We start from the raw sequence: 22126 nt of genomic DNA on the forward strand, positions 1-22126 counted from the left end.
TATCTGTGATTCTTGCGCTGTCAAGAAATAAGAAGTTGTACGCATGCGTTGTCGTGTGCCTGTTCTGGATGCTCGCCCTCTCCCCCGTCCTTGCGCCTGCTCGTACTACCACATCGCAAAGAGTGAAGTTTACCTTGAAGGCGGATGATGCGGACAGTAGCGCAATCAATGTGAAGGTGAGCTTTACGATGAGGAATGGCATGAAAGCGGTTTTCAGGCCTTCCGAGCAGAACAAGCAGCGCATGGTAAATTGGCCCGTTCCGACATTTGCGCTTCAGTCGCAATCGAACTCCGCATTCACGGTTGAACCTGCGGGGGAATCCGATGAAGGCTGGATTGTGACTTCCGCGTTGGACGGGGTTGTTCAGTTCGCGTACAAGGTGAAATTCGCGAACCCCGGGGGCGCATACGGTGTGATCACTGGAGAGGCGCCTCTAACGGCTGGCGCTCCCAGAGCTATAGCCAGTATGGACCTCAAGGCATTTGTGGCTTCAGACGCGCTCATGGCGCCTGAAAACGAGTATGGTGAGTATCTCTCGAACCAGTTCTCGGTCAAAGTGCTTACAACCGAAGGCCAAACGGCGCTCGCGCCGTGGAAGATTGGCGATGATGGCGACTTCGAGGTCGGATCCACGAGTGAACTGTTTTCAAATATCCTTGCCTGGGGGAAGATCAAAAAAATCAAACTGCGGTCGAGCGCTCCGGTCATCACAGTTGGATTCGCCGGAGATTGTAATCGTCTGAGCGGCTCACAACGCGCTTCATATGGCGACGCGCTGACGAAAATCTACAATGAGCTCAGGAACGTGATGGGCGCTCGCCCCCGCCAATCGACGGTTACGGCACTCGTTGTGGGCGCCGAACGGTACGGGTTGAAAGAGCCGGCGTCCGGGTCACAGCGCGATTCGTTCGTTCTGTTTCACGGTGGAAAATTGCTGGCGGGGCCTGCGGCGGCGGCCGCGGCCCGGGCATGGTTCGAGCTCTGGAACCGCTGGTCGCTCGTGCCATCCAGGGGCGGGGACGCCATGTGGATGCAGGAGGGGCTGCCGTGGTTCTTCGGCTATCGCACCGCCGCCCGGCTTGGACTGATGGACGCCAGCAGCGCCTATCGCGGATTCTGCAAAATCTACAGCGATTATCTGGCGGATCCGAAAGCCGCCACCGTCAGCCTGGCCGACGCCGAGTCCAACAGTGAAAGCCACCGGCTCCTCGAGACCAAAGGAGCGGTTCTCACAGCGGCGATGTCGGTGAAACTGTCAAACGGGGCGGCCGGTGGCGCAAAAGATATGGAGTGGCTTCTCGGGCGGATGGCCAGGAAATTCAATCACTTCGAGAAAAAAGAGTACTCCCTCGTGGACGTGAGCGAAATACTGGAGAAAGGCGCGTCTCCGAGCTGGGACAGGTTTTTCGCGTGTCGCGCTCGCGGTACCGATACGATACTTGCCTCGGAGTTTTCCACGACGGACACTTTCGGGAGCGGTTGCGTGGCTGGCGGATCAAAACGACTGTCAGGTAAAAGTTCCACGAAGAACTGGGCATATCTCGTGGTGGCGATACTAATTGTCTTCGCCATACCGTTAATCTTCAGCGCCTACATACGCCGGTCGATCAAACTCGACATGACCATGCCAAACATCTTCTCCGACTTCGACGATGAAGATTCTTGATGGCGGCCGCGCCTCGATTCAAGACAGCAGTGCGCTAATGGGAACAGCCCACAATCTGTCCCCGAGTTTCGCTATTTCGGTTCCGTTGAACGCGAGGAACGCAGCCTTACACCTCGGTTCCGCCTTCAAGAACGCGTTAAGTCCGGCCAGGTCACCGGGGTTCCATCTCGTGGCGGCCTTTACCTCGATCGCGATGATGTCCTCGCCCGCTTCGATGATGAAGTCCACCTCGTAACGGCCCTGAATTCGCCAGAAATACATCCGGGCGTTTGACGCATGCGCCTCAAGGATAGACTGAAGATTCTGTGCGACATACGTCTCGAACAGGTGCCCGCGGAATGAGTCTCCAGAGAGACTGCGTACCCCAACCATGTGCGCCGCCAGCCCGGAATCCGTGACAAACACCTTTGGCGTCTTGATTAATCGGGTGGTTCTGCTGCTTAGATACGGGGGAATAATGGTAGTCACAAAGGAGGTTTCCAGAAGGCTCAGGTATTTCCTTGCTGTCGGCACACTTGTTCCAGCATCGCTCGCGAGTTGGCTGATGTTTAGCAACTGGCCGGTTCTGTTGGCGACCAGTCGCAGCATCCTGCGAAATGATATCAGGTCACCGATATTTGCGAGATTCCTGACATCTTTCTCCACGTAGGTTTCTTCGTATCCCTCAAACCATCTTTCCTTTTGCCTGACCTGTCCCGTACAGACGGATGGGAGTCCTCCATCGATTATCTCGGCATCCTTGATCGGAGAAGCTCCTGACACTCGCTTTGGTTCGCCTTCGTTCAGAACCTTCGAGATAAACGGTTCTTTGTTGATACTGCACTGGCGCTCTCTTCGGTTCATGGGACGCAGATGCAAGTAAAGCGCTCTTCCGGCAAGACTTTCCGAGACCTTTTCCATCAAGAGAAAATTGGCCGACCCTGAAAGGAGAAAACGCCCGGGTTCCCTTTTCTCATCAACCAACTTCTTGATCGCAATGAGCATGTCCGGAGCTCGTTGTGCTTCGTCAATTGTAATAAGCTCGAGCTGCCCGAGCATTGCTTCCGGGCTTTCCCTCGCTTCTATCAGTGACGCGAAATCATCAAGGTTAACATATGTCCTGCCGGCAAGGAACGGCTCATTGAGGAGCAAAGTGCTTTTTCCTGCCTGCCGCATCCCGGCAATCACAACTACCGGAAAGTCCTCGAGAACCTCTTTCAACGGCCTCGAGATTTCCCTGTTCAGGTACATCATAATCATAAACTCCACATTGTCATTATGGCTATATAGCGTTTATGATTATGACAAGGAATTCCGGATTTGTCAAACGGGACGGATATTTCCTGCACAGAAAGCGCCGCGCCTGAAAGACGCGGCTCAAGTGGAATCCGTCAATGACTCCCTTGCCTCGGGGTCACCGCGCGCGAAGCGCGTGTGGTGGGAGAGGGTTGGGGCAGAACCCCCCTAGTCCCCCTTGTCAGGGGGGTACCTCGCCCCCCCACCTTAATCCTCCCCGTCTGCGGGGGAGGAAAAATGTTTGAGGACGTCTGCTCTCAGTACGCAGGCGTCGCACCGCTTGCACGGCGCGCCATCAACTGGCGAGTAGCACGAGAAAGTCATGTCCCAGGGTACTCCAAGCGCGTTGCCCACGCGAACGATATCCAATTTGGACATGTGAATAACGGGCAACACTAGGGCAATTTCTCTCTCGAGTCCGCAACGGCACGCGACCTCGAGGTTTCGCAGGCACTTCTCGCGGCAATCCGGATAGCCGGCGGCGTCATCGGCGTTTGGGCCGAAGGATATCTCCGAGTGTCCGCGTGAGGAGGCCAGACCGAAGGCATGTGCGAGCATCACCAGGTTGCGCCCAGGGAAGAAAGCCGCAGAGATTCCAGGGGTCTGCATTTCGGATGGCGACCGGTCAATCTGAAGGGCAATGCTCTGATCCGTGAGCGGTCCTCGGTACGGAAAGTCGAGCGTTACCACCAGGGGCTCATCGACGCCGGTTTCACGACAAATCGCCCGCGCCGCGGCCAGTTCTTCTTTGAGCGCGCGCTGGCCCCAGTCAAAAAACAGCGCATCAACAGCTTGTTGTCCATGCTCTGCCACCGCGAGATACAGGCACAGTCCTGAGTCCATCCCGCCCGATACGAGAACGAGCGCTTTCTTCAACTTCCCTCCCCCGTCGGCAACTTGACAATCATCGAGGATATCTCTTGAGCGCCCATGCGCAGGTCGAACGCGTTCAGGTGGTGTGCGCTATTCGAGTCGAACAGAGCCTGCGCGCGCGCTGGGAATTCCCTGTCGTTTTGCCAGAGGATGAACGCGATATGAACTTTTGGGAAAAGAGCGAACTGTGAGGACGCGTCGCCAAAGCTTGCGTCGACGCCGCCCGCCCCCGCGCACGCCTCTAAGAAACCGGCCACGTTTTCACCGAATTGTCTGGCGATAGGGGCCTCCACACTTCTGTTGACTACGGGTTCGTAAAAGCGGCCGCCTGGAAGATCCCGGTAGGCAAGCCACTGGCCGGAGGGCGCGGCGCCGTCGGTGTTGCACAGGTAGAGAAGCGTCAGCAACTTGAGCGAAAAAGAATCGAGGCCGCGCGGCGCTTCGATGTGAACTTCGGGAAATCGCACGCGCACTTCGCCTGATAACACGGGCAGTACGACATCTCCCACCGCGGACTCCCACCGCGCGCCGGCTTTGCGCGCCACTTCTTCAGGGTTCGATTCGCGCAGTTTCATCAAAGGCTCAGTGAGCGGGCTTTCTCCCCGCTGGTTCATGGAATCCATGCCGCACCGCTTGTGACGCGAACCGGCGTTAAACGCCCGTGGATCCAAAGCCGTTCTCGCCACGAACCGTTTTGTCCAGGCGCTCGACCTCTCGAAACTCGGCGCGCTCGACTTTTTGGAAGACCAGCTGACAGATTTTATCGCCCTTGCGCACATTGAAAAGCTTTTCCCGGTCGTGGTTTATGAGGATGACCTTGATTTCGCCACGGTAGTGCGAATCTATGAGACCTGGAGTGTTTACTATGCCGATGCCGTGGCGAGCGGCAAGGCCGCTCCTGGGCTGAAGGAACCCGGCATAACCTTCGGGAATAGAGATCGCGATTCCGGTAGGAACCAATTCTCTCTTTCCTGGCCCTAAAACCAGATCGACCCTGCTCTCGAGGTCACAGCCGGCGTCGAAGTCATGGGCATAGATCGGCGCAGACGCTTCCACATCGAGCTTCTTGAACTCCACAGTAAAAGTCAGTTCGATTCGCCCGCCTTCAAGCCGCGTAGTTGGCGATCTCAGTAGGCCGCGGCACGCGACAGCGCCACGAATGAACTACGATTTCAGCATCGTCCACCAGCACCATAGACGGTGTGCACAGCACGCTATGGAACGCGGCCTCAGCCAGCCCCTCAGCTTCGTTCATGTCGAAGAGTTTGCTAAAGGGAAACTGGTTTGCCACCTCTTTCGCCGCCGGACAGTTTGGGCATTCATCTTTCACAAATACTTTCAACAACATCCTTATCCCCTTTCGTGAGCGCTGTTCTGTTTCGTTCCTTGAGTTCGCCGAGTTTGCCTTTGTTCCATGTCGAAACCTTTGAGTAATAGCCGACGATCCTCGTGATTCCGTATACGTCCTTTGAACCGCAAAGCGGGCACTCACTCGAGAGCCCGCGGGTTGTTTTCGCGCACGTCTCGCAAACGGTGAACTCGGGACTGAAGGCAACTTGCGCGGCGTTGGTGTCTGAGAACACCTTCTCCACGAACTTGCGTATCGACGCGGCGGGCGGTTCGTGCTCGCCCAGCCACACGTGGATAATCGCGCCCGCCTTGATGAGAGGATGAAAGAGGCTCTGCTTCTGGACGCGCTCCACGTAATCGATCGGAGCGTCCGTCGCCAGATGCACGCTGTTGGTGTAGTAGAACTGGTCGGTCTCGACGTCTCCCTTGAGGACACTCTTCGTCTGTGAGGGAAAATATTTCATGTCGAGCTTCGCGAGCCTGTAGCCGCTCGACTCGGCAGGCGATTCCTCGAGCACGATGTTGATGCCGAATCGCTCAGAGAGGCGATCGCAGATGAGGCTCATGTGGGCTACGACCTTGAGCCCGAACCGCAGGGCCTCCTCCGACTCATGGAGCTGATGACCCAGATGATGTTGCACCATCTCATTCAAGCCAATCAGGCCGGCAAGGTAGGTCAGCCGGTCGATGCGCAGGTAAGGGTCTCCGTCGTTCTCCATGCACAACAGCGAAACCGGCCCGTCCGCGCCCAGCGCCATCAGGCTCGACACGAACTTTTGCTTTTGAAGGTGCGCCTGTGCTACAAGTTCGAGTGTCTTTTCGATTTCACTGAACAGCATCTCGTCGCTGCCGTGCGCCAGGTACGCGATGCGTGGCAGGTTTATAGTGATGTTCTGGAGCGCGCTGAAGCGCATCTTTTCAGGCGTGAGAGCTTCTTTGATATCCTCCTCGCTGAGCTTGAGCTTTAATCTGCAGCACTGAGAAACCGTAACTTCATCACCACGATCAAACACAAAGTAAGTGATGCCCTGCTTGCCCGCCACGTCGCAGGCGATATCCAGCATTTCTTCCCACCCCTCGGTGCGGAAGAAATCGTTGTTTATGTGCAAAAGCGGCTTGGGAAAAACAAAGGTCTTGCCCATGGCGTCGCCTTTGAGATATATCTCAAAAAGGGCCTTCAGGAACGCTTGCGCTTCGGGCTCGTACTCCTTGTATGTCTTGCCGGTTGGAACGCCTCCCGGGCCTATCGCCGGAGCGTCCGCAAGGTGGCCGGGCACGTTCCAGTACAGGTTGAAATCGGTGAACACCACTTGACTGTTGTGCGCGAATATCCCGTCGGCGGTCAGGAAGTTCTCGGTACCTTCCACGCCGATATCGTACACATACTCCTTGTTGTCAATCGGCTCTATGGAATCGACCCCCGCCGGCAACAGCGCCAGGCACCGCTCCAGCGCCTCTTTGAGCCGGGACATCTTCTCGTGCTGCTTTATGGCGATCCCCAGGCCCAGCTTCAACATGTTGGGGTTGGACGGGATCTGCCTCGCATCGAAGAAAAACTGTGAATCGTTTAAGCCTTTGCGGGCTTCGATAGCTCTCGGTACGCTCAGGGAGTCGATCACCCTGTCCATCTGAAGTCCGGCGTAAGGGGAGTCATCGAGTATTCTGTCCGGCCGCATGTGGCAACTGTGAACGGGCACGGCGTCTTTCTCGAGTTGCCGCATCAGCCCGTATGCCGTCTGATAGCAGATGTCCGGGTTGCCGGTGAGATAGCGCTTGCACAGCGCGACCATATCCTCGTTGCAAAGGCGCTCGAGCTGTTCGATGTCGACGCATGCGAGCCTCCGCTCGACTTCGGAATGGAGCTCACGGATCTTTTCGGGAGTTATCTTGCCCAGTTTCTTGACCGACATCCGATCACCAAACACTTCCTTTATGAGTCCCCTCAGGTGCTCGTAGGAGTACCGCTTCTGGTCGTATTGCTTACCCGGCTTCTCGATGCTGGAAACCCTCGCGGCTTCCTTTTCGGAATGCACAAAGCGGACTTTCTCCAGTTGTGTCGAGCCAATGGTGACCACGTGTCTTTCCCGGGCGACGGCAACTTTATTTCTCTTTATCTCTACCGGGGCCACCTGGTCGGTGCGTATGCTGGGAACAGCGCCCAGCCGCGTGAAAGCAAACCAGAGGTGTGCCTTGAGTGTGAGCGAGACAGTGGAGCATCCTATCCTGTTTCCGGAGATGTAGCCGTCTCCGGACAGGTAAGCCGAGAGGAACTCCTCGACAATCTCTCTTTTGCCGAGGAGAACGATGGTGGGGATCATCTTGTTTTCGGCCTGCCGGCCGCAAAGCGCTTCGAACAGGGCGACGTGCGTCCTGCCGCCAAAGGAACACGTGCCGCCTTTGACCCGGCACGGGACACCGAAAACGGTTTCCACGCACTTCTTCACGTCCTCGAAAAGCGAATCGTGGAACACGTGCAGACTGACTTGCGAGCCGAGGCTTCCCTCGGAAACGTAGTAGCCGAGCAATCTCGCGAGTTCGGGTGTGACTGAGAGAAACTGATCCACGCCGAATTTGCGCGGCGACTTTCCGCGAATGAACACCTGGCCGCCGGTCTCCAGCGTGTCGAAGTCGCCGACGAGTTTGAGGACGTCAACGCTCTTTTGCTCATGATCGATATCTATCTGGCGAGGCACGAGCACGACTTCCGGTTCGTCTTTGGGCAGGGCGCCGATAACCTGGCCTTCCTCGTCGAACATGAACAGTGAGTGGTTGTCGGTTACCTTTACCTTCTGCCCCTGACCCGTCTTGACTTCGACGACCTGGTGGTTGTTCTCATGGCGGATGGCCGCGTATATCCTCGACAGAACGGTCTCGCCGGTCTCGTGGTCGAAGCTGACAGCGTAGTACCGATCCCCCTCGACCTTGGAGGTGGCCTCTCCCTCCACCGCAAGGCGGGAATCGACGAAAGCGCCGATTTCCACCAGATCCAGCTTGTCTGAGATACTGTCGTAGACAAAAATCCGCTCGTCGCCTCGGAGCGAACCTCTGGCGCCGGCAAGCTGATTGAATTCGAAAATCAGCATCTGCGCGAGCTGAAGCAATCGCTCGTACGGAAGGCCCACAAGCAACGGAGCGAAGAAAACGTTTACCGCTTCCCACCCGATAGCGCCGGCGTAATACGATTGAAGCGTGGACGCCATCTTGACCATGTGGCCTATCAGGACATCGGGATGTTTCGCCGGGCGCGAGGTGCTTGTGATGTTTGGGAGCCTCAGTCCATACTTCTTGACGTACTCCAGGCTGTGTCCTCCACAATACGGTCTTACGATGAAGCCAAGGTCGTGCAAGTGGATCGCGCCCTCATAGTGAGCGCGGGCTATGTCATCGGAGAAAACCTTCTCGAGCGCGTACTGCTTGAGAACCGCTTCGGCGATAGTGAGGTTGATGGATTCCGGATTGTGAGTGGTGTTGGAGTTCTCTTTGTTGGCCTGGGTGATTATGTTTTCAACGTCAAACATGGGAAGGCCAAGCTTGGTGTGGCGTTCGAGCATGTGCGACAGGCCACGCTCCATGAACTGAAGGTCGATGAGCTCACGAATAAGACTTGTTGTTACACGTATCTGATCTGACGTGACAAGAGCCTTTTCCACCTCGTCCGCTATCTCTTGCGCGAGTTCCGGGGAGGCTTTGGCCTCGAGCATGATCGAAGCCACGATCCTTTGTTTGTCCCAGAGGTTGATCTCTTCTTGCGATACCGTGCTCACCCGGAGTGCGATATCGGTGGCATCACAGGCGGCTTCGTATGTAAATCCCACGTTGTTGTCCAGAACCTGAATCTTGGGCGTCACCTACCGCTCCTTTGCGCTGTCTCGCCGTTCACGTGATTTTCCGGCAGCGTTGGCATGATATCCTCGAACTCTTTCTGAAATTCAGACACGTCTCCGAACCTCTTGTAGACGGAAGCGAAACGAAGGTACGCGATTTCATCCAGCATGCGGAGCCGCTCCATCACCATGTCGCCGATCTCGCAAGATTGGATTGTTTTTTCCTTTCGCCGCATCAAGGCGCTCTCCATCTCGTCAATGTTGTTCTCAATTATAGAAAGCGCTACGTTTCGCTTGGAAAGAGCCTTGTAAAAACCATTGGCGATCTTTGTCCTGTCATAACTTTCGAGCGCGCCATCTCTTTTGACTATCAGCGCATCAACTTTTTCTCTGCGCTCGAAAGTGGTAAACCTGTGACCGCATGACGGACAACACCTGCGCCGCCTGATCCCATCGCCTTCTTTGATGACTCGCGTGTCGATTACTTTTGTCTTATTGTTCTCGCAAAACGGGCATTTCACTTATCTAAACCAACCTTATTGTTCCACCAATTCTTCAAAACCACATCTTGTGATGAAGGCCATTTTTAACCACAAGATAGGGTGTGTCAAGACGGTTTTCGTAAATATTTTCTCTATTCGATTGGTTCACTGTTGGCAGAAGGGATAAAGCTTGATTTAAGGTTTAGTTGGTGGTCGAGCCTTGTGTAGATTAACGAGAAGACGCATGATTGCCGCACGGCTTGCGGCACGGAAGCGCATTGAGTGTGTAAACCCACGGTTCATGCGGTGCCTGACGCAAGGAGCAAGAACATCTGAATAACTCCTCTGTCTTGAGCGATGATATAGAAAAACTTTTTTCTGAACCTGTACTTGAGATTGAGTAATAACTGGCAAACAGTGGCAGTTATCGGCTATCTTTTTCCAGGTAGGTTGAATAGTTCGCGAGTTTGTCGCGCGGCAACCTGGCTGAGATAAGCATGCTATCGCCATCGATCCTGCTGCTTTGAACGGTTGCGTCGCGGTATAAACTGGCTATGATATCACCGCGATCGGCGGGGACGCGAAGGCGCGCGCTGGATAACTCCAGCCTGGCAACAGCGGCGATCGCGGAAAGTAGCTCGGGTGTCCCTTCTCCAGTCAGTGCCGATATCAGCACAGACTCAGGGAATCTTTTTTTTAAGGTAGATTTTTCCGTTGGCGATACAGCGTCGGTTTTATTGAAAACTGTTATGGCGGGAATGTCTGACGCGTCCAGTTCCGCGAGCGTTTCGATTACCGCCCGCATTCGCGACGCCATGGATTCCTGCATGGTAGCGTCGATGACGTGTATGAGAACCATTGCGTCCCGGACAACTTCGAGCGTCGAGTGAAAAGCCGCCACCAGTTCGTGTGGGAGGTTTCGAATGAACCCGACAGTATCGGATATGACAGCGGCCTGGCCGCGGGCGAACTCCAGGCGTCTGGTAGTGGAGTCCAGAGTGCTGAAGAGCTGGTTCCGGACGAGTACAGTAGAGCCTGTCAGGCGATTTAAGATAGACGACTTGCCGCTGTTTGTATAGCCGACAAGGCAGATTGAGATCAGGCCCGCCCGCCCGCGCTGCTTGCACTGAGTCTGGCGCACGGCCTCCATCTTCTCCAGATCGCGCTCCAGACGGCGCATCCTCTTGCGGATGCGACGCCGATCCACTTCGAGTTTCGTCTCGCCGGGACCTCTGGTTCCGATGCCGCCTCCCAGTCTGGAGAGCTCGATGCCGTGCCCGCGCATCCGTGGAAAAAGGTATGACAGTTGAGCGAGCTCGACCTGTGTTCTGCCTTCGGCCGTGTGGGCGTGGAGGGCAAAGATATCCAGTATCAGCGCCGCGCGATCGAGAACCCTGACGCCGAGCGCGGATGCGAGTCTGCCTTGCTGGGCCACCGACAATTCATTATCGAATATGACGAGCGACGCGTCCGCGTCCCTGACGGCGCGGGCAACCTCTTCGACTTTTCCGCGGCCAAGCACTGTCGCAGGGTCGTACCTGTCGCGCTTCTGTGTCAGCGAGCCGCGGATGCGCGCGCCGGCCGCGACAGCAAGCGCCTCGAGCTCTGATAGCGATTCGGCAACCCCGTCATCGGACATCGAGGGAAGTTGCAGCGCGACCAGCAACGCGCCCTCGACATCGCCCGACAAGTTGGGGCTATTGTCAGATGACATGACGCTCCGTCAAAGCAGTTTCTCGAGGCGCGCCATGGCTTCAATTATCCGGTCATCTTCGACTGTCAGTGAGAGCCTGACGAACCCCTCCCCGGATGAGCCATACGCGTTGCCTGGAGTAAAGAAGACGCCTGCCGCCTCGAGGACATGCGTCGAGAAGCTGACGGAGTCGAAGCCGCCTGGAACCGGCAACCATATATAGATGCTCCCTTTCGGGGGATCGACTCGCCAGCCCAGCGAAGCAAGTTCCCTGACCAAAAGATCACGTCTTCGCTTGTAGGTGGCTGTCATCCGGCTGGCGTCGGACTCGCAACTGTTCAGCGCCTCAATGCCCGCAAGCTGCACCGGATTAAAAATTCCCGAGTCGATATTTGTCTTGACAGTGCCAAGCGCGCTGATGATGTCCGCGTTGCCGCAGGCGAAACCAATGCGCCATCCCGTCATGTTGAACGTCTTGGACAGGGAATGAAACTCCAGGCCCGTCTCCTTTGCCCCCGGAACCTCGAGAACGCTGGGAGCGACAAATCCGTCGTAAGTTATTTCAGAGTAGGCGTTGTCGTGGGCAAGAATGATGTTGTGCTCAAGGCAGAACTCGACCGCGCGCTCAAAGAAGTCGATTTGCGCGACCGCGCCGGTCGGATTGTTCGGGTAGTTGATCCACAGTATTCGAGCGCGGCGTAGCACGCCCTCTGGCACGCTCTCGAGGTCGGGAAGAAAGCGGTTCTCCGGCGTCAAGGGCAGATAATGCGATTCCGCGCCCGCCAGGAGCGTCCCCATCGCATAAACAGGGTACGAGGGCTCTGGAACCAGCGCAATGTCACCGGGATCGAGCGCGGCCAGCGCCATGTGAGCTATGCCCTCCTTGGAGCCAATGAGCGGGAGTATCTCGCGTTCGGGGTCCAGTGCCACGCCGAACCTGCGCTCTATCCACCGGGCCGCGGATTCTCTGAATTCGCCAAGGCCAAAGTAAGATGGATAGCGGTGGTTTTCAGGCCGGCGCGCTTCAGAGCAAAGCCTTTCGATCACTTTGTCCGGTGTCGGCATGTCAGGGTCGCCGACGCCGAAACTGATCACGTCGACACCTTGCGCCCTTTTTTCGGCGATCTTTTTGTCTATCCCGGCGAAGAGGTATGGAGGCACTCTCTCTAACTTTTGTGAAAATCGCATCTAGTGAACCGTCTTTCCATCGAATACGTGCCTGGCGGGACCCGTGAGCAGTACCCCGTCTTCCGTCCAGTCAACTACCAGCGCCCCGCCCGGCAGGAATACGGATGCGCGTTTTGGGATGAGACCGTTGACGCTTGCCGCTACGACCGACGCGCACGCCCCGGTGCCGCACGCCAGAGTCTCCCCTACTCCGCGCTCCCAGACTCTCGCCTCGAGGTTGCCGTCGTCTAATATCTCGACAAACTCGACGTTGGTTCGCTCTGGAAAAAAACGATGTGTCTCGAGTAGAGGGCCCACGTTTTGAACCGGATATCCGTTGACGTCTTGCACAAAGACGACACAGTGGGGGTTGCCCATTGACACGCACGTGACCGTAACCGGATCGCGGCTTTCGAGGGGCAACTCGATACTTACCGCCTCTTCCGTCGGTTGCCCCTCCATTGGAATATCGGCCCTGCGATACTTCGGAACGCCCATATCAACAGAAAAACGCAACACCGGGGCCTGACCCCGGTGTTGCGTTTTTGCACGGGATACGCGCCGCGCGCCCGAGAGGGTCTCCACGGTTGCCTCATCGGAGTCCAGGACGCCACGATCCAGCGCGAAAAGAAAAAGAGCGCGCGCGCCATTGCCGCACATCTGCGCTTCGGATCCGTCGGCATTGAGAATGCGCATCTTGAGGTCACAGGAATCGGACGGGAGCATCTCGATAACGCCGTCCGCTCCCACGCCCGTTCGCCTGGCGCACAGACGTCGCGCCTCATCCGGCGTGGTCTCATTTCCACCTGAGAAGCGATCCAGCATAATGAAATCGTTACCGGCGGCTTCATACTTGAAAAATTCCATCCTGATCAATTTCCTAGATTGAGTTAAAGGTTTGCGCTCTCTTTGAGTGTGGATATTATCATATCGGCGGCATCCCGCGGTCGCTCTCCGACGTCGAACCACTTCACGCGGGGGTCGGCCTTGAACCACGTCATCTGTCTCTTCGCGTAGTTGCGGGTGCGGCGCTTGATCTCATCAACCGCCTCGTCAAGTGTCTTCTCGCCATCGAGATGCTCCAGGATTTGCCTGTACCCGAGAGCCTCGGCCGCTATCGTCCCGCGCTCGAGCCCCGTTTCTTTGAGGCGCATCACCTCGTCCACAAGCCCTTGTGCCATCATCCTGTCCACGCGTTCGTCTATCAGGCGGCGCAACAAGACGCGGTCCATCTTGAGCCCGACGACACGCGCGTCATACGGCGACTGATAGTCGCTCCAGGAGCGCTGTCTCTCCGACATCAGGCGATCACCCTGCCGCGCCACTTCGATTGCGCGAAGAACCCGTCGGCGGTTCCGCGGAGAAATTTCAAGCGCGGCGGCATGGTTCAGATTCTCGAGGAGTTTGTGAAGCTCGAGGTCGTTCATGTCATGGAACTCGTCATCATCCGCATCGACACGATGCCCGTTCGCGAAGTTAAGGTCGTCCACCACGGCGCGGTAGTACAGCCCGGAACCTCCGACCAGCAGTGGCAAACCGCCCCGTGAGGTGATGTCCAGTATCTGTTCGTCCGCAAGCTCCTTGAAGCGGGCGACTGAAAAAGATTCTTTCGGATCCACCACGTCGAGCATGTGAAACGGGACGGCTTCACGCTCTTCCTTTGTAGGCTTATTGGCGCCGATGTCCATGCCGCGATAGACCTGTATGGCGTCTATGGAGACGATCTCGGCATTGATCTCGGCGGCTACAGTGACAGCGACGGCGGTCTTGCCGATAGCGGTCGGCCCAACGATAGCGGCCATTTTTGTGCCAGGCTCCAAGTGGGATTTTCCTCCGCTCCCGGGCGAGGAAGCTTTTGGCGCATGTTCAAGATGGTGGTGTGTCACCTCTCTGTTTCTCCCTCCTCAAGCAAGGCGAGGGATGTTTTCCACCGACCGACGTCCGAGCCTGCGAGCGGAGGGCGAAAAAGACATCCCGAGCCTCTTATTTGTGCCTGGTGACCGTGAAGCGCTGAAGAGCCACCGGCTCGCCCGGGCTTATCCCGGCCTTCATCATGGCGATGCGCACCTGCTCCTCCGCCGTGTCCACACCCTCGAGATCCGGAAGCAGCAATCCCGACTTGTTGCCCGACCTGACGATGACGCCGTAAACTTTCGGATCCAGGTGGCTCATATCGGCTATGTCTTCCGCCTCGCCCAGCACGTCTACCGAGTAGGTCAGCCTGTCGAGCTCGTTCGGCCTTACCGGCCCGAAGCGAAAGTCCGACTTCGCGCTCGATATGGCGTTGTTCCTTATCTCTTCGGCGATGTCACGCGCCGCCGGCTGGATGGTTCCGATGCATCCGCGCAGCTCGCCATTCTTTTCGATGCACACGAAAACGCCTGCGCGCTTCTCCTTGAGCTCAAGCGCCACGTTCTCGACGTCCGTCAAGTCCTCGCCACGGACGCACGCCTCCACTACCTTGCGCGCCAGCTTCGCATGCTCGCTCTGTGGTTCTCCCGGGGCGGTCATGTCGTCCCATCCTTTCCCACGAGAGACAGCGTTGCATCAGGCTCGCCGGGACGCATTCGCGCGACCATGTAGCCGACCCCGAAAGGTCCCTCGTAGGAGAGCACCTCGCTTGAGCGGGCGCAACCATCCACTGTTCCCGCCATTGTCACAAGCGATCGAAGTCCGCACTCTCCCGCCTCGTCCACGAGGCGACTGTCAAGCTCAAAGAGACCTGTAAAATCGCCGCTCGACACGATGTCCACGATAAGCGCGTCAAATTCGGCGCCACGCGGGCTATACCCCGCCGGGGCCGTCGGGATAAGCCGGTGTGACATGTCTCCAGATGCGATGAACACGGCTTTTCGCCCAACGGATTCCACAGCCTTTCTTATAGCAATGCCCATCATGTAATGCGCCTCGAAGTCCAGAAGAGACAGAGACAGGCACACGAGCGGGTAAGAGCGCTTCGCGAGGAAGTACAGGGGAACCAGTATGCCGTGATCGAGATCGCCCGCGCCGCGCTCCCCCGTGGCCTCGCACGGTACCCCCATCTCTCGCGCGCGCTTCAAGACCGCCATGGCAAGTTCAATATCCGAAACGGCATCGACGCGAACCTGCGGCGCCCCGAACATGGAAAATGAGCCACCCAGCGCCGGAGCGGTTTTTACCGTGAACGCGTTCCTGCATATCGGGGTGTGTGGAGACATAATGACAAGAACGTCAGGGGCCACCTCTTCGATCTCGGAAGCGAGGGTTTCGAGAGCGGCCGCGCTCTTTTGAACATGCCTTACCTCGCCCCCCCCAACTTCTGGCACGAGAATTGGAGGGTGAGGCGCCACACAGCACAACTTCAGGTATTCCACGGGATTTATCCCTTGCCCTGATGTCCCTTGATGATTTTCAGCGCTGTCTTTCGGGCTCTGTCAAACGCTTCCTTGCCGCGCGCCTCGATATAGACGCGAACCATCGGCTCAGTCCCGGAAGCGCGAACGAGCATCCACGTGTCGGCGGCGGTAATGACTTTCACGCCGTCGCTCAAGTTTACTTTTACAACGTCTTCATCCCCCAGCGCGCGGGGAGGGTTCTCGCTTAACGAATCCATAAGGGTTTCTTTGCGGCTTTCCGGCAGTTTGACGTCAATCCGTTCGTCAAAGCACGGGCCGAACTCGTTGTAAATGTTTTCCAGAAGCTCGGACAACGGCTTCTTGAACCGCGCGGCGATCTCGATGAGGATCAGGCCGGCCATGAGACCGTCTTTCTCGGGGATATGCCCCGCGACGCTCACGCCCCCGCTCTCTTCACCGCCCAGAATAATCATCTTCTTGCGCATGAGTTCGCCGATGTACTTGAAGCCGACCGGCGTCTCCAGCACACGGCAGCCGTTGTGCTCGGCGATGGTGTCGAGCATGTGGGTGGTCGCTATCGAGCGGGCTACGGCGCCTCCCGTTGGTTTGTAGGTGAGCAGGTACCACAACATCAGCGTCAGGGCCTTGTTTGGGGTGAGGTAGACGCCTTTCGAATCCACGACACCAAATCGGTCGGCGTCTCCGTCGAGCGCGATTCCCAGGTCGGACTTGTTGACGAGCACCGCTTTTTTGCACTCCGTGAGATTGGGCTCGATTGGCTCAGGGAGCAGACCCCCGAACTCGGAGTCAAGGTGGCAGTGGAGTGGGGTCACGTGCGCGTCCATGTGCGCGAGCGCTCTCATGAAAACATTCTGACCTGACCCGTACATTGGATCGAAAAGTATTTTTACGTGAGAGCGTTCTATCATCGATCGTTCCACGAGACTCAAGAGTTGTTTGATGTATTCATTGCTGACGTCGAGCTTCTTGATGGGCGCCAGCGTCCTGTCGACAGGCGGATCGGTGTGGCCTTCCTCGAGGATCGCTCCAATTTCCCATTCGATGTCGCCGGTGATGTCGGGTGTCGCCGGTCCCCCGTAATGGGGAATGAACTTGATCCCGTTATACTCCGGAGGGTTATGGCTCGCGGTGAGCATGATCGCGCCAGCGGCGCCAATGTGCTTGACCGCGAACGCCGCTTGCGGCGTCGGGCAGAAAGTTTCCATGCGCAAAGCGGCGATTCCGTTTTTCATCAAGACGTTTGAGACCAGGTCCGCGAATCCTTCCGAGTGTGCCCTGGTATCGTAAGCGACCACGCACCCTTTTTGCGCGAGCTCTTTCTCATAGAGATAATTGCAGATCGCTTGCGTCACAATTTCGACATTTGTCCGGTTGAAGTCCGTGTTTACAGTCGAGCGCCACCCGTCTGTGCCAAATGTAATTTCAGTCATGTCGCCACTTCCCGTGTAAACAAGCCAACTTCAAAAAGTATAACACCAACGTCGCCTCAGTCAGGTCAGGGGTCAGGCACCGTCTACCGCTAAAGCGGTAGACGTTGCCTGACCCCTTCCTCAAGAATTCTTTATCTCGGCCTCGAAAGTGTCCAGTACGGCTTTGCAGTCGGCTTCGCCATCGCCTTCCGCGTAGAGGTGAAGGACCGGCTCTTGAGGATCCGGAAGCACGAGTGCCCAGCGCCTGCCGCCATCGTAAGATATTTTTATGCCGTCGGTTGAATCGATGACGTCGTCCTGATGAGTCTCGAGCAGCACCCTCATGACGGTGCCCTTGTTTTCCCACGACATCAATACCTCGCGCCGCATGAGTGTAAATCCGGGAACAGTCGCCTGCAGACTCGACAGCGGCTCGCCCGCATGCGCGAGCATTTCGAGCAGTTTCGCGAACGTCATCATAGCGTCGTAGACCGGCATGAATCCCGGAAAGACAAACCCGCCGTCACCGCTTCCCGCGAAAATGACGCCATCGGCGCGGGCGCACGTCATGATTCCAGATCGGTCGAGCCGCGTGCGCGTGATCTCGAAGCCACGACTGCCGGCGATTTCCTCTATAACCCACGGCTGGTTCACGGGAATCGCTATTTTCCCCGGAGGTTTTGTGTAACGTGTGACGAGCTCGACCATCGTGACAAGGAGATTGCTGCCGGCGAGAATGCCTCCCGCGTCTGTAACGACCGCGAGCCTTTCCGCGGCGTTGTCAAAGAAAAGACCCAGGTCGGCTTTGAACGAGAGTGTCACATCCCCGAGACGTTTCAGCGACTCCTCACGGCGCGGGCGCGCGGTGATAAGCCGCTTTTCATCCGTGTAGGCGTTGAGGCTCAGCACTTCACAGCCCAGCTTGCCAAGCAGCCCCGGCATTATGAGCGAGGCCGCGCCGTACCCGTAATCAAAGACCACCTTGAAGTTGGCGTCCTGAATCGCGCCGGTGTCGAGCTTCTCCTCCACCGCATGCGCATACGCTTCTCTCGCGCGGGCGGGGTAGTATATTTCGCCAAGCTCATCTAAAAACGCCCTGCGAAAGTTGTTTCGCGAGTAAATGCTCTCTATCTTCCTTTGGGCGTTCGGATCGAGGTCGCCTCCTTCTTCGTCGAAGAAGTTTATGTCGATCCACTGTGAATCGCGCTCGTTTGTGCGCGTGTCCACCCCGCCCTGGTCGCTGTGACTCTTGACGGTAAAACGGTTCACCGGGACAGCGCTGACTTCGAGATCCCGGCAGTGGACGCCCGACGCGTTTATCCCGGCCATGAGAGCGCGTTTGATTATGCGCGCGGATCTCGTGCCGTCGCGGCTGGTGACAACCTGGGCGTTGACCGGGAGGGTCGAGCCGTACGCCATGCCGATTTTTACCGCCATCTCCGGGGTGATGTCCACGTTCAGCAGGCCCGAGATTCCATGTTTTCCGAACATCGAGCGCATGCCGCGCGACTCCCATATGATGCTCGAGTTGATCGTGGCGCCGGAGTCCACGGTTTTGAACGGGTATATCAGGATGCCATGGTTGATGATGGCGTTGTCACCCACAAGGCAATCGTTGCCCAGCACCGCGCCTTCGTCAATGCGCACCCCCGACTTGATGTCGCAGTTGCGGGCGAGCACGCTGCCTCTTATGTGACAGGACGGCCCGATGTACGTGTTGTCCATAATTATGGAGCGGTGGAGGAAATTGTCTCGTTTGACGACGACGTTGTTGCCGATTACGGTGTACTCGCGGATTTTGCTGTCAGACTCTATCTTGACGTGATTCCCGATTAACAATGGACCGGACAGGTTGACAGAGTCGTCTATCTCGGCACCGTCTCCGAGCCAGATATTGTTCTCGAGCTTGTGCCCGGGCACTTTGATATCCACAAGGCCTTCCAGGATATCGCGATGCGCGGCATGGTACTGTTCGAGGTTGCCGATGTCTGTCCAATAGCCTTCGGCGACGTAACCAAAGAGAGGGAAGCCGTTCTCGAGCATCAACGGGAAAAGCTCTTTCGAGAAGTCGTAAGGACGGTCGTCGGGGATCATGTCCAGCGCCTCGGGTTCAATTATGTAGATGCCCGTGTTTATCGTGTCTGAGAACACCTCGCCCCATCCGGGTTTCTCGAGAAAGCGTTCGATCTTGCCGTCCGCTGAAGTCGTGACGAGCCCAAAATCAAGAGGGTTCGGCGCTTTCTTGAGGACGATAGTCGCTATGGCGCCGCGTTCTCTGTGGAAGTCGACGGCTGCGGCGAGGTCGATGTCGGTCAACGCGTCGCCCGAGATGACCAAAAACGTTCTGTCGAGCAGCGCCCGGGCGTTACGAACGCTGCCGGCCGTGCCAAGCGGACTCTCCTCTGTCACATGGCTCATGTTTACACCAAAATCGCTGCCGTCTCCAAAGTAGTTTGTGATAAGTGTCGGCAGGAACTGGAGGGTGACTACGATGTCTGTGCAGGCGTGACGTTTCAGAAGTTCGATGGTGTGCTCCATCAACGGCTTGTTGACGACGTGAACCATTGGCTTTGGCTGGTTGCCCGTCAGCGGGCGCAACCGCGTTCCCTGACCACCGGCCATGACCACCGCAAGCATATTGCGAGTTTGAGGCTCAGTCATCTTCGACCGTTCCCTTTCAGATAATCTACGCTGATTCCCTGACGGCTTCCAGCGCTCTTTTCACATATATGGCGCCCGAGTAAAGAGACCAGGCCATGCCAACAATGAAGAGCCATAGCCCGTACGTCTGCCATGAAGCGCCCGACGTGAAAGAGTAGCCACTGAATCCCGTAAGACTGCCGATGTGTGGCGCCTTTGGTAGAACCAGGCAGATAAGCGCGACAAAGAGTATCGCTGTCGCGACCTTGCCCGACCAGTGCACCGCTATCTTGTCAGGATCGATCTTGCCAAGGAACGGATAACCGGCGGCCATCAAGACGTCGCGGCCCAGCACGATTACCATGAAAGCGAGCGGAAGCATGCGCATCGCGTAAAGCGTGATGATAGTAGCGCCAATGAAAAGCCTGTCCGCGAGCGGGTCGGCGGTTTTCCCAAAGTTGGACACGCTTTCCGTGCGCCTGGCTACCTGGCCGTCCAGCCAGTCGGTAAAAGCCCCAAACGCGAATAAGGCCAGCGCCGCGTACCGGTAGCCCGGATGCGAGTTCGACATCACCATGAATATGACGAATGGCGGGGTGATCGCTATCCGCGCCAAAGTAATGATGTTCGCAAGATTTTCCATGAACAGCTCCTTTGTCTCAAACGCCGTTTTGATTCCAGGATGTTGGTCGGGACGGCCGGATTCGAACCGGCGACCCCCGGTCCCCCAGACCGGTGCGCTAACCTGGCTGCGCCACGTCCCGACATTCATCAAAGGTAATGATATCAAAACGCTTAACTTTTGGGGTCAGGTCTTTTTTAGGGGTCAGGCGCCATCTACCGCGCAGCGGTAGACGCGGCGGGGTCACGCACCGTCTACCGCTTTAGCGGTAGACGTTGCCAGACCCCTCTACGCAGTAAAGGTAGACGGCGCCTGATCCCTCTGGACGGACGATCGACTTTAAAAAAAGACCTGACCACAAAGTTAAGTCAGTCGGAGAAGCCGCCGATTGTGTTGGTACCCGCGCCTTTTTTGTTCCAGTACATGGAGCGCTCGACCATTATCTTTTTTCCGGCGTCAAGAGAGCGGACGATGGTTGTTGCCCTGCCCTTTACTCCTCTATCAGCCATGGAGTAGGTCATTCTTGACCGGGCGCCTATTGTCTCTTTAAAGACGGTGTCTTTCGCGGACGTGTTGGTGAGATAGGATATCTCGACTGTCACGGGTGCGTCGTTCGGGTTCTGTACGAGTGTATATGTCTCACGACCCTCGGATGTCTGGCCGTCAGGCAGGTAAAAGGTTTTGTGGGCCGCGCTCATGCCGATAGAGTCGTGACACGCCTCTCCGGTCCCAAAGTCCCAGTACATGGCGCGCTCGGCGATTACAGGCGCGGAGCCGTGCACGAGGGTTGAGACGTCCTTGTCTGGAATGATGCCGTTTAAGTTCAAAGTCTTGCGTGAATTGGCCGGCATCGTGAACGGATCCTGCAGAAAATTTCCTTCGGGAGTCATGCAGGTAAGGGTAACTTCACAGGCCGAGTCGTTCGGGTTCTGGATGAGAACATAAGTGGTGAACCCCCACGAGGTCGAACCTTCCGCCAGGTAATAATCCTGTGCTGGAGAGACGGCGCCGACCGAGCAGTGACCTTCGCGCCGGTTGTTCCTGTACATGGCGCGTTCCGCTATCACGGGCTGGTTGGAGGAAACTTTCACAGAAGCGTCCTTCGAGCCGATATCTTGCTCCATGGAGTATGTGGCGCGAGAGTGCGCCGGTATGACTTTTTTGAGCGTCTGTGGGGTCTCCCCCTCAATCATGTATGTGAGGTTTACGTGAGCCTGTGCTGAATTCGGATTTTGAACGAGTGTCCACGTTTCAAAGTTATGATCCGAGCTCCCCTCCGGGAGATACCACACGAGCGACGCGGATGTCGCGCCAATCGAGGAGTGGCCCTCCGGTGAGGAAGCGCCCTTCCCCGTCCAGGACATGGTGCGGTCAACCGCGATGGTCTTGCCCTCGAGGCACTCTACCTTAGTGGAGAAATCAACCGCGCCCAGTATCTCGCGGGGATCCACGGTCGTCTGGCTCATCTTTGGGAGCTTTATCTCGCGGATTGCCGCTGTTGCGCCTCCCTTTTCAGGGTTGGGATCCATGTACGTCATTCTGGCCGTCACTTCTGAATCGTTCGGGTTCTCAATCGTTATGTATGTGTCAAAGCCCCACGCGGTGGAGCCTTCCGCCAGATACCAGGTGGGGTGCAGCAAGGTAAAGTTCCTGTCCGAGTTGGAGCCCGTCCCTGTGTTTACCACAACAGCGCCGCCCGTTTCGCCTTCAGGCACTATTACCACTATCTCACCATCGGACCAGGAAACGTACTGAGTGACTTTCTTGC

18 protein-coding genes and 1 tRNA gene are annotated in these 22126 nt (G+C 56.8%); 1 reads left to right on the forward strand and 18 read right to left on the reverse strand.

The annotated features are described in order from the left end of the window. Positions 1–134: 134 nt before the first annotated feature. On the forward strand, positions 135–1667 hold the full coding sequence (locus CVT63_00295; GenBank protein ID PKQ28916.1) for a hypothetical protein: 1533 nt from the start codon (positions 135–137) through the stop codon (positions 1665–1667). Between the two features lie 18 nt (positions 1668–1685). Here the strand turns inward: CVT63_00295 and CVT63_00300 are convergent, their stop codons facing one another. The 18 genes from CVT63_00300 to CVT63_00385 all read right to left on the reverse strand — a co-directional run bounded on the left by CVT63_00300 (position 1686) and on the right by CVT63_00385 (position 22082). Continuing rightward, complete coding sequence (locus tag CVT63_00300) at positions 1686–2906, reverse strand: hypothetical protein (protein ID PKQ28917.1); 1221 nt, start codon at positions 2904–2906, stop codon at positions 1686–1688. A 243-nt stretch (positions 2907–3149) separates the two neighbouring features. Then, a complete protein-coding gene (locus CVT63_00305; protein ID PKQ28918.1) occupies positions 3150–3818 on the reverse strand; it encodes a 7-cyano-7-deazaguanine synthase in 669 nt (222 codons plus the stop codon). Next, positions 3815–4438: a hypothetical protein gene (locus tag CVT63_00310; protein ID PKQ28919.1), complete on the reverse strand. Its 624-nt coding sequence runs from the start codon at positions 4436–4438 to the stop codon at positions 3815–3817. Before CVT63_00310 ends, CVT63_00305 begins: the two co-directional genes overlap by 4 nt. Positions 4439–4466: 28 nt before the next feature. After that, on the reverse strand, positions 4467–4910 hold the full coding sequence (locus tag CVT63_00315) for a dUTP diphosphatase (GenBank protein PKQ28920.1): 444 nt from the start codon (positions 4908–4910) through the stop codon (positions 4467–4469). 10 nt (positions 4911–4920) lie between these two features. Continuing rightward, positions 4921–5163 carry a hypothetical protein gene (locus CVT63_00320; protein PKQ28921.1) on the reverse strand — a complete coding sequence of 81 codons (243 nt, stop codon included), beginning with the start codon at positions 5161–5163 and terminating at the stop codon, positions 4921–4923. Then, positions 5135–9013, reverse strand: coding sequence for a hypothetical protein (locus tag CVT63_00325; GenBank protein PKQ28922.1), 3879 nt, complete (start codon positions 9011–9013; stop codon positions 5135–5137). Before CVT63_00325 ends, CVT63_00320 begins: the two co-directional genes overlap by 29 nt. Continuing rightward, positions 9010–9510, reverse strand: a complete 501-nt coding sequence (locus CVT63_00330) for a transcriptional regulator NrdR (protein PKQ28923.1) — start codon at positions 9508–9510, stop codon at positions 9010–9012. The genes CVT63_00325 and CVT63_00330 overlap by 4 nt, the downstream gene beginning before the upstream one ends. Before the next feature lie 385 nt (positions 9511–9895). Further along, positions 9896–11185 (reverse strand): GTPase HflX, encoded by a 1290-nt coding sequence (gene hflX, locus CVT63_00335; GenBank protein PKQ28924.1) that lies wholly within the window; start codon positions 11183–11185, stop codon positions 9896–9898. Positions 11186–11194: 9 nt separating this feature from the next. Further along, positions 11195–12352 (reverse strand): LL-diaminopimelate aminotransferase, encoded by a 1158-nt coding sequence (locus tag CVT63_00340; GenBank protein PKQ28925.1) that lies wholly within the window; start codon positions 12350–12352, stop codon positions 11195–11197. Continuing rightward, positions 12353–13198 carry a diaminopimelate epimerase gene (locus tag CVT63_00345; protein ID PKQ28926.1) on the reverse strand — a complete coding sequence of 282 codons (846 nt, stop codon included), beginning with the start codon at positions 13196–13198 and terminating at the stop codon, positions 12353–12355. A 23-nt stretch (positions 13199–13221) separates the two neighbouring features. Continuing rightward, a complete protein-coding gene (locus tag CVT63_00350; protein PKQ28927.1) occupies positions 13222–14151 on the reverse strand; it encodes a tRNA (adenosine(37)-N6)-dimethylallyltransferase MiaA in 930 nt (309 codons plus the stop codon). A gap of 163 nt (positions 14152–14314) precedes the next feature. Then, the gene (gene amrA, locus CVT63_00355; protein PKQ28928.1) at positions 14315–14842 is read right to left on the reverse strand and encodes an AmmeMemoRadiSam system protein A; all 528 of its coding nucleotides are present in this window, start codon (positions 14840–14842) and stop codon (positions 14315–14317) included. Continuing rightward, positions 14839–15693 (reverse strand): hypothetical protein, encoded by an 855-nt coding sequence (locus CVT63_00360; protein ID PKQ28929.1) that lies wholly within the window; start codon positions 15691–15693, stop codon positions 14839–14841. Before CVT63_00360 ends, amrA begins: the two co-directional genes overlap by 4 nt. Further along, positions 15690–17117, reverse strand: coding sequence for a phosphoglucomutase (locus CVT63_00365; protein PKQ28930.1), 1428 nt, complete (start codon positions 17115–17117; stop codon positions 15690–15692). The genes CVT63_00360 and CVT63_00365 overlap by 4 nt, the downstream gene beginning before the upstream one ends. Before the next feature lie 120 nt (positions 17118–17237). Next, positions 17238–19757 carry a mannose-1-phosphate guanyltransferase gene (locus CVT63_00370; GenBank protein ID PKQ28931.1) on the reverse strand — a complete coding sequence of 840 codons (2520 nt, stop codon included), beginning with the start codon at positions 19755–19757 and terminating at the stop codon, positions 17238–17240. 25 nt (positions 19758–19782) lie between these two features. After that, positions 19783–20379: a hypothetical protein gene (locus CVT63_00375; protein ID PKQ28932.1), complete on the reverse strand. Its 597-nt coding sequence runs from the start codon at positions 20377–20379 to the stop codon at positions 19783–19785. 43 nt (positions 20380–20422) lie between these two features. Continuing rightward, a tRNA-Pro gene (locus CVT63_00380) sits at positions 20423–20500 on the reverse strand. A 226-nt stretch (positions 20501–20726) separates the two neighbouring features. Then, a complete protein-coding gene (locus CVT63_00385; GenBank protein PKQ28933.1) occupies positions 20727–22082 on the reverse strand; it encodes a hypothetical protein in 1356 nt (451 codons plus the stop codon). Positions 22083–22126 lie beyond the last annotated feature (44 nt).

This window comes from Candidatus Anoxymicrobium japonicum, assembly GCA_002843005.1.
Classification (GTDB): Bacteria; Actinomycetota; Geothermincolia; order Fen-727; family Anoxymicrobiaceae; genus Anoxymicrobium; species Anoxymicrobium japonicum.

Bases quoted from the DNA above. Each gene is read 5' to 3' on its own strand.
- CVT63_00300 (PKQ28917.1), bottom strand. From the start codon at position 2,906: ATGATTATGATGTACCTGAACAGGGAAATCTCGAGGCCGTTGAAAGAG.
- CVT63_00310 (PKQ28919.1), bottom strand. From the start codon at position 4,438: ATGGATTCCATGAACCAGCGGGGAGAAAGCCCGCTCACTGAGCCTTTG.
- CVT63_00320 (PKQ28921.1), bottom strand. From the start codon at position 5,163: ATGTTGTTGAAAGTATTTGTGAAAGATGAATGCCCAAACTGTCCGGCG.
- hflX (PKQ28924.1), bottom strand. From the start codon at position 11,185: ATGTCATCTGACAATAGCCCCAACTTGTCGGGCGATGTCGAGGGCGCG.
- CVT63_00340 (PKQ28925.1), bottom strand. From the start codon at position 12,352: ATGCGATTTTCACAAAAGTTAGAGAGAGTGCCTCCATACCTCTTCGCC.
- CVT63_00345 (PKQ28926.1), bottom strand. From the start codon at position 13,198: ATGGAATTTTTCAAGTATGAAGCCGCCGGTAACGATTTCATTATGCTG.
- amrA (PKQ28928.1), bottom strand. From the start codon at position 14,842: ATGACCGCCCCGGGAGAACCACAGAGCGAGCATGCGAAGCTGGCGCGC.
- CVT63_00365 (PKQ28930.1), bottom strand. From the start codon at position 17,117: ATGACTGAAATTACATTTGGCACAGACGGGTGGCGCTCGACTGTAAAC.
- CVT63_00370 (PKQ28931.1), bottom strand. From the start codon at position 19,757: ATGACTGAGCCTCAAACTCGCAATATGCTTGCGGTGGTCATGGCCGGT.
- CVT63_00375 (PKQ28932.1), bottom strand. From the start codon at position 20,379: ATGGAAAATCTTGCGAACATCATTACTTTGGCGCGGATAGCGATCACC.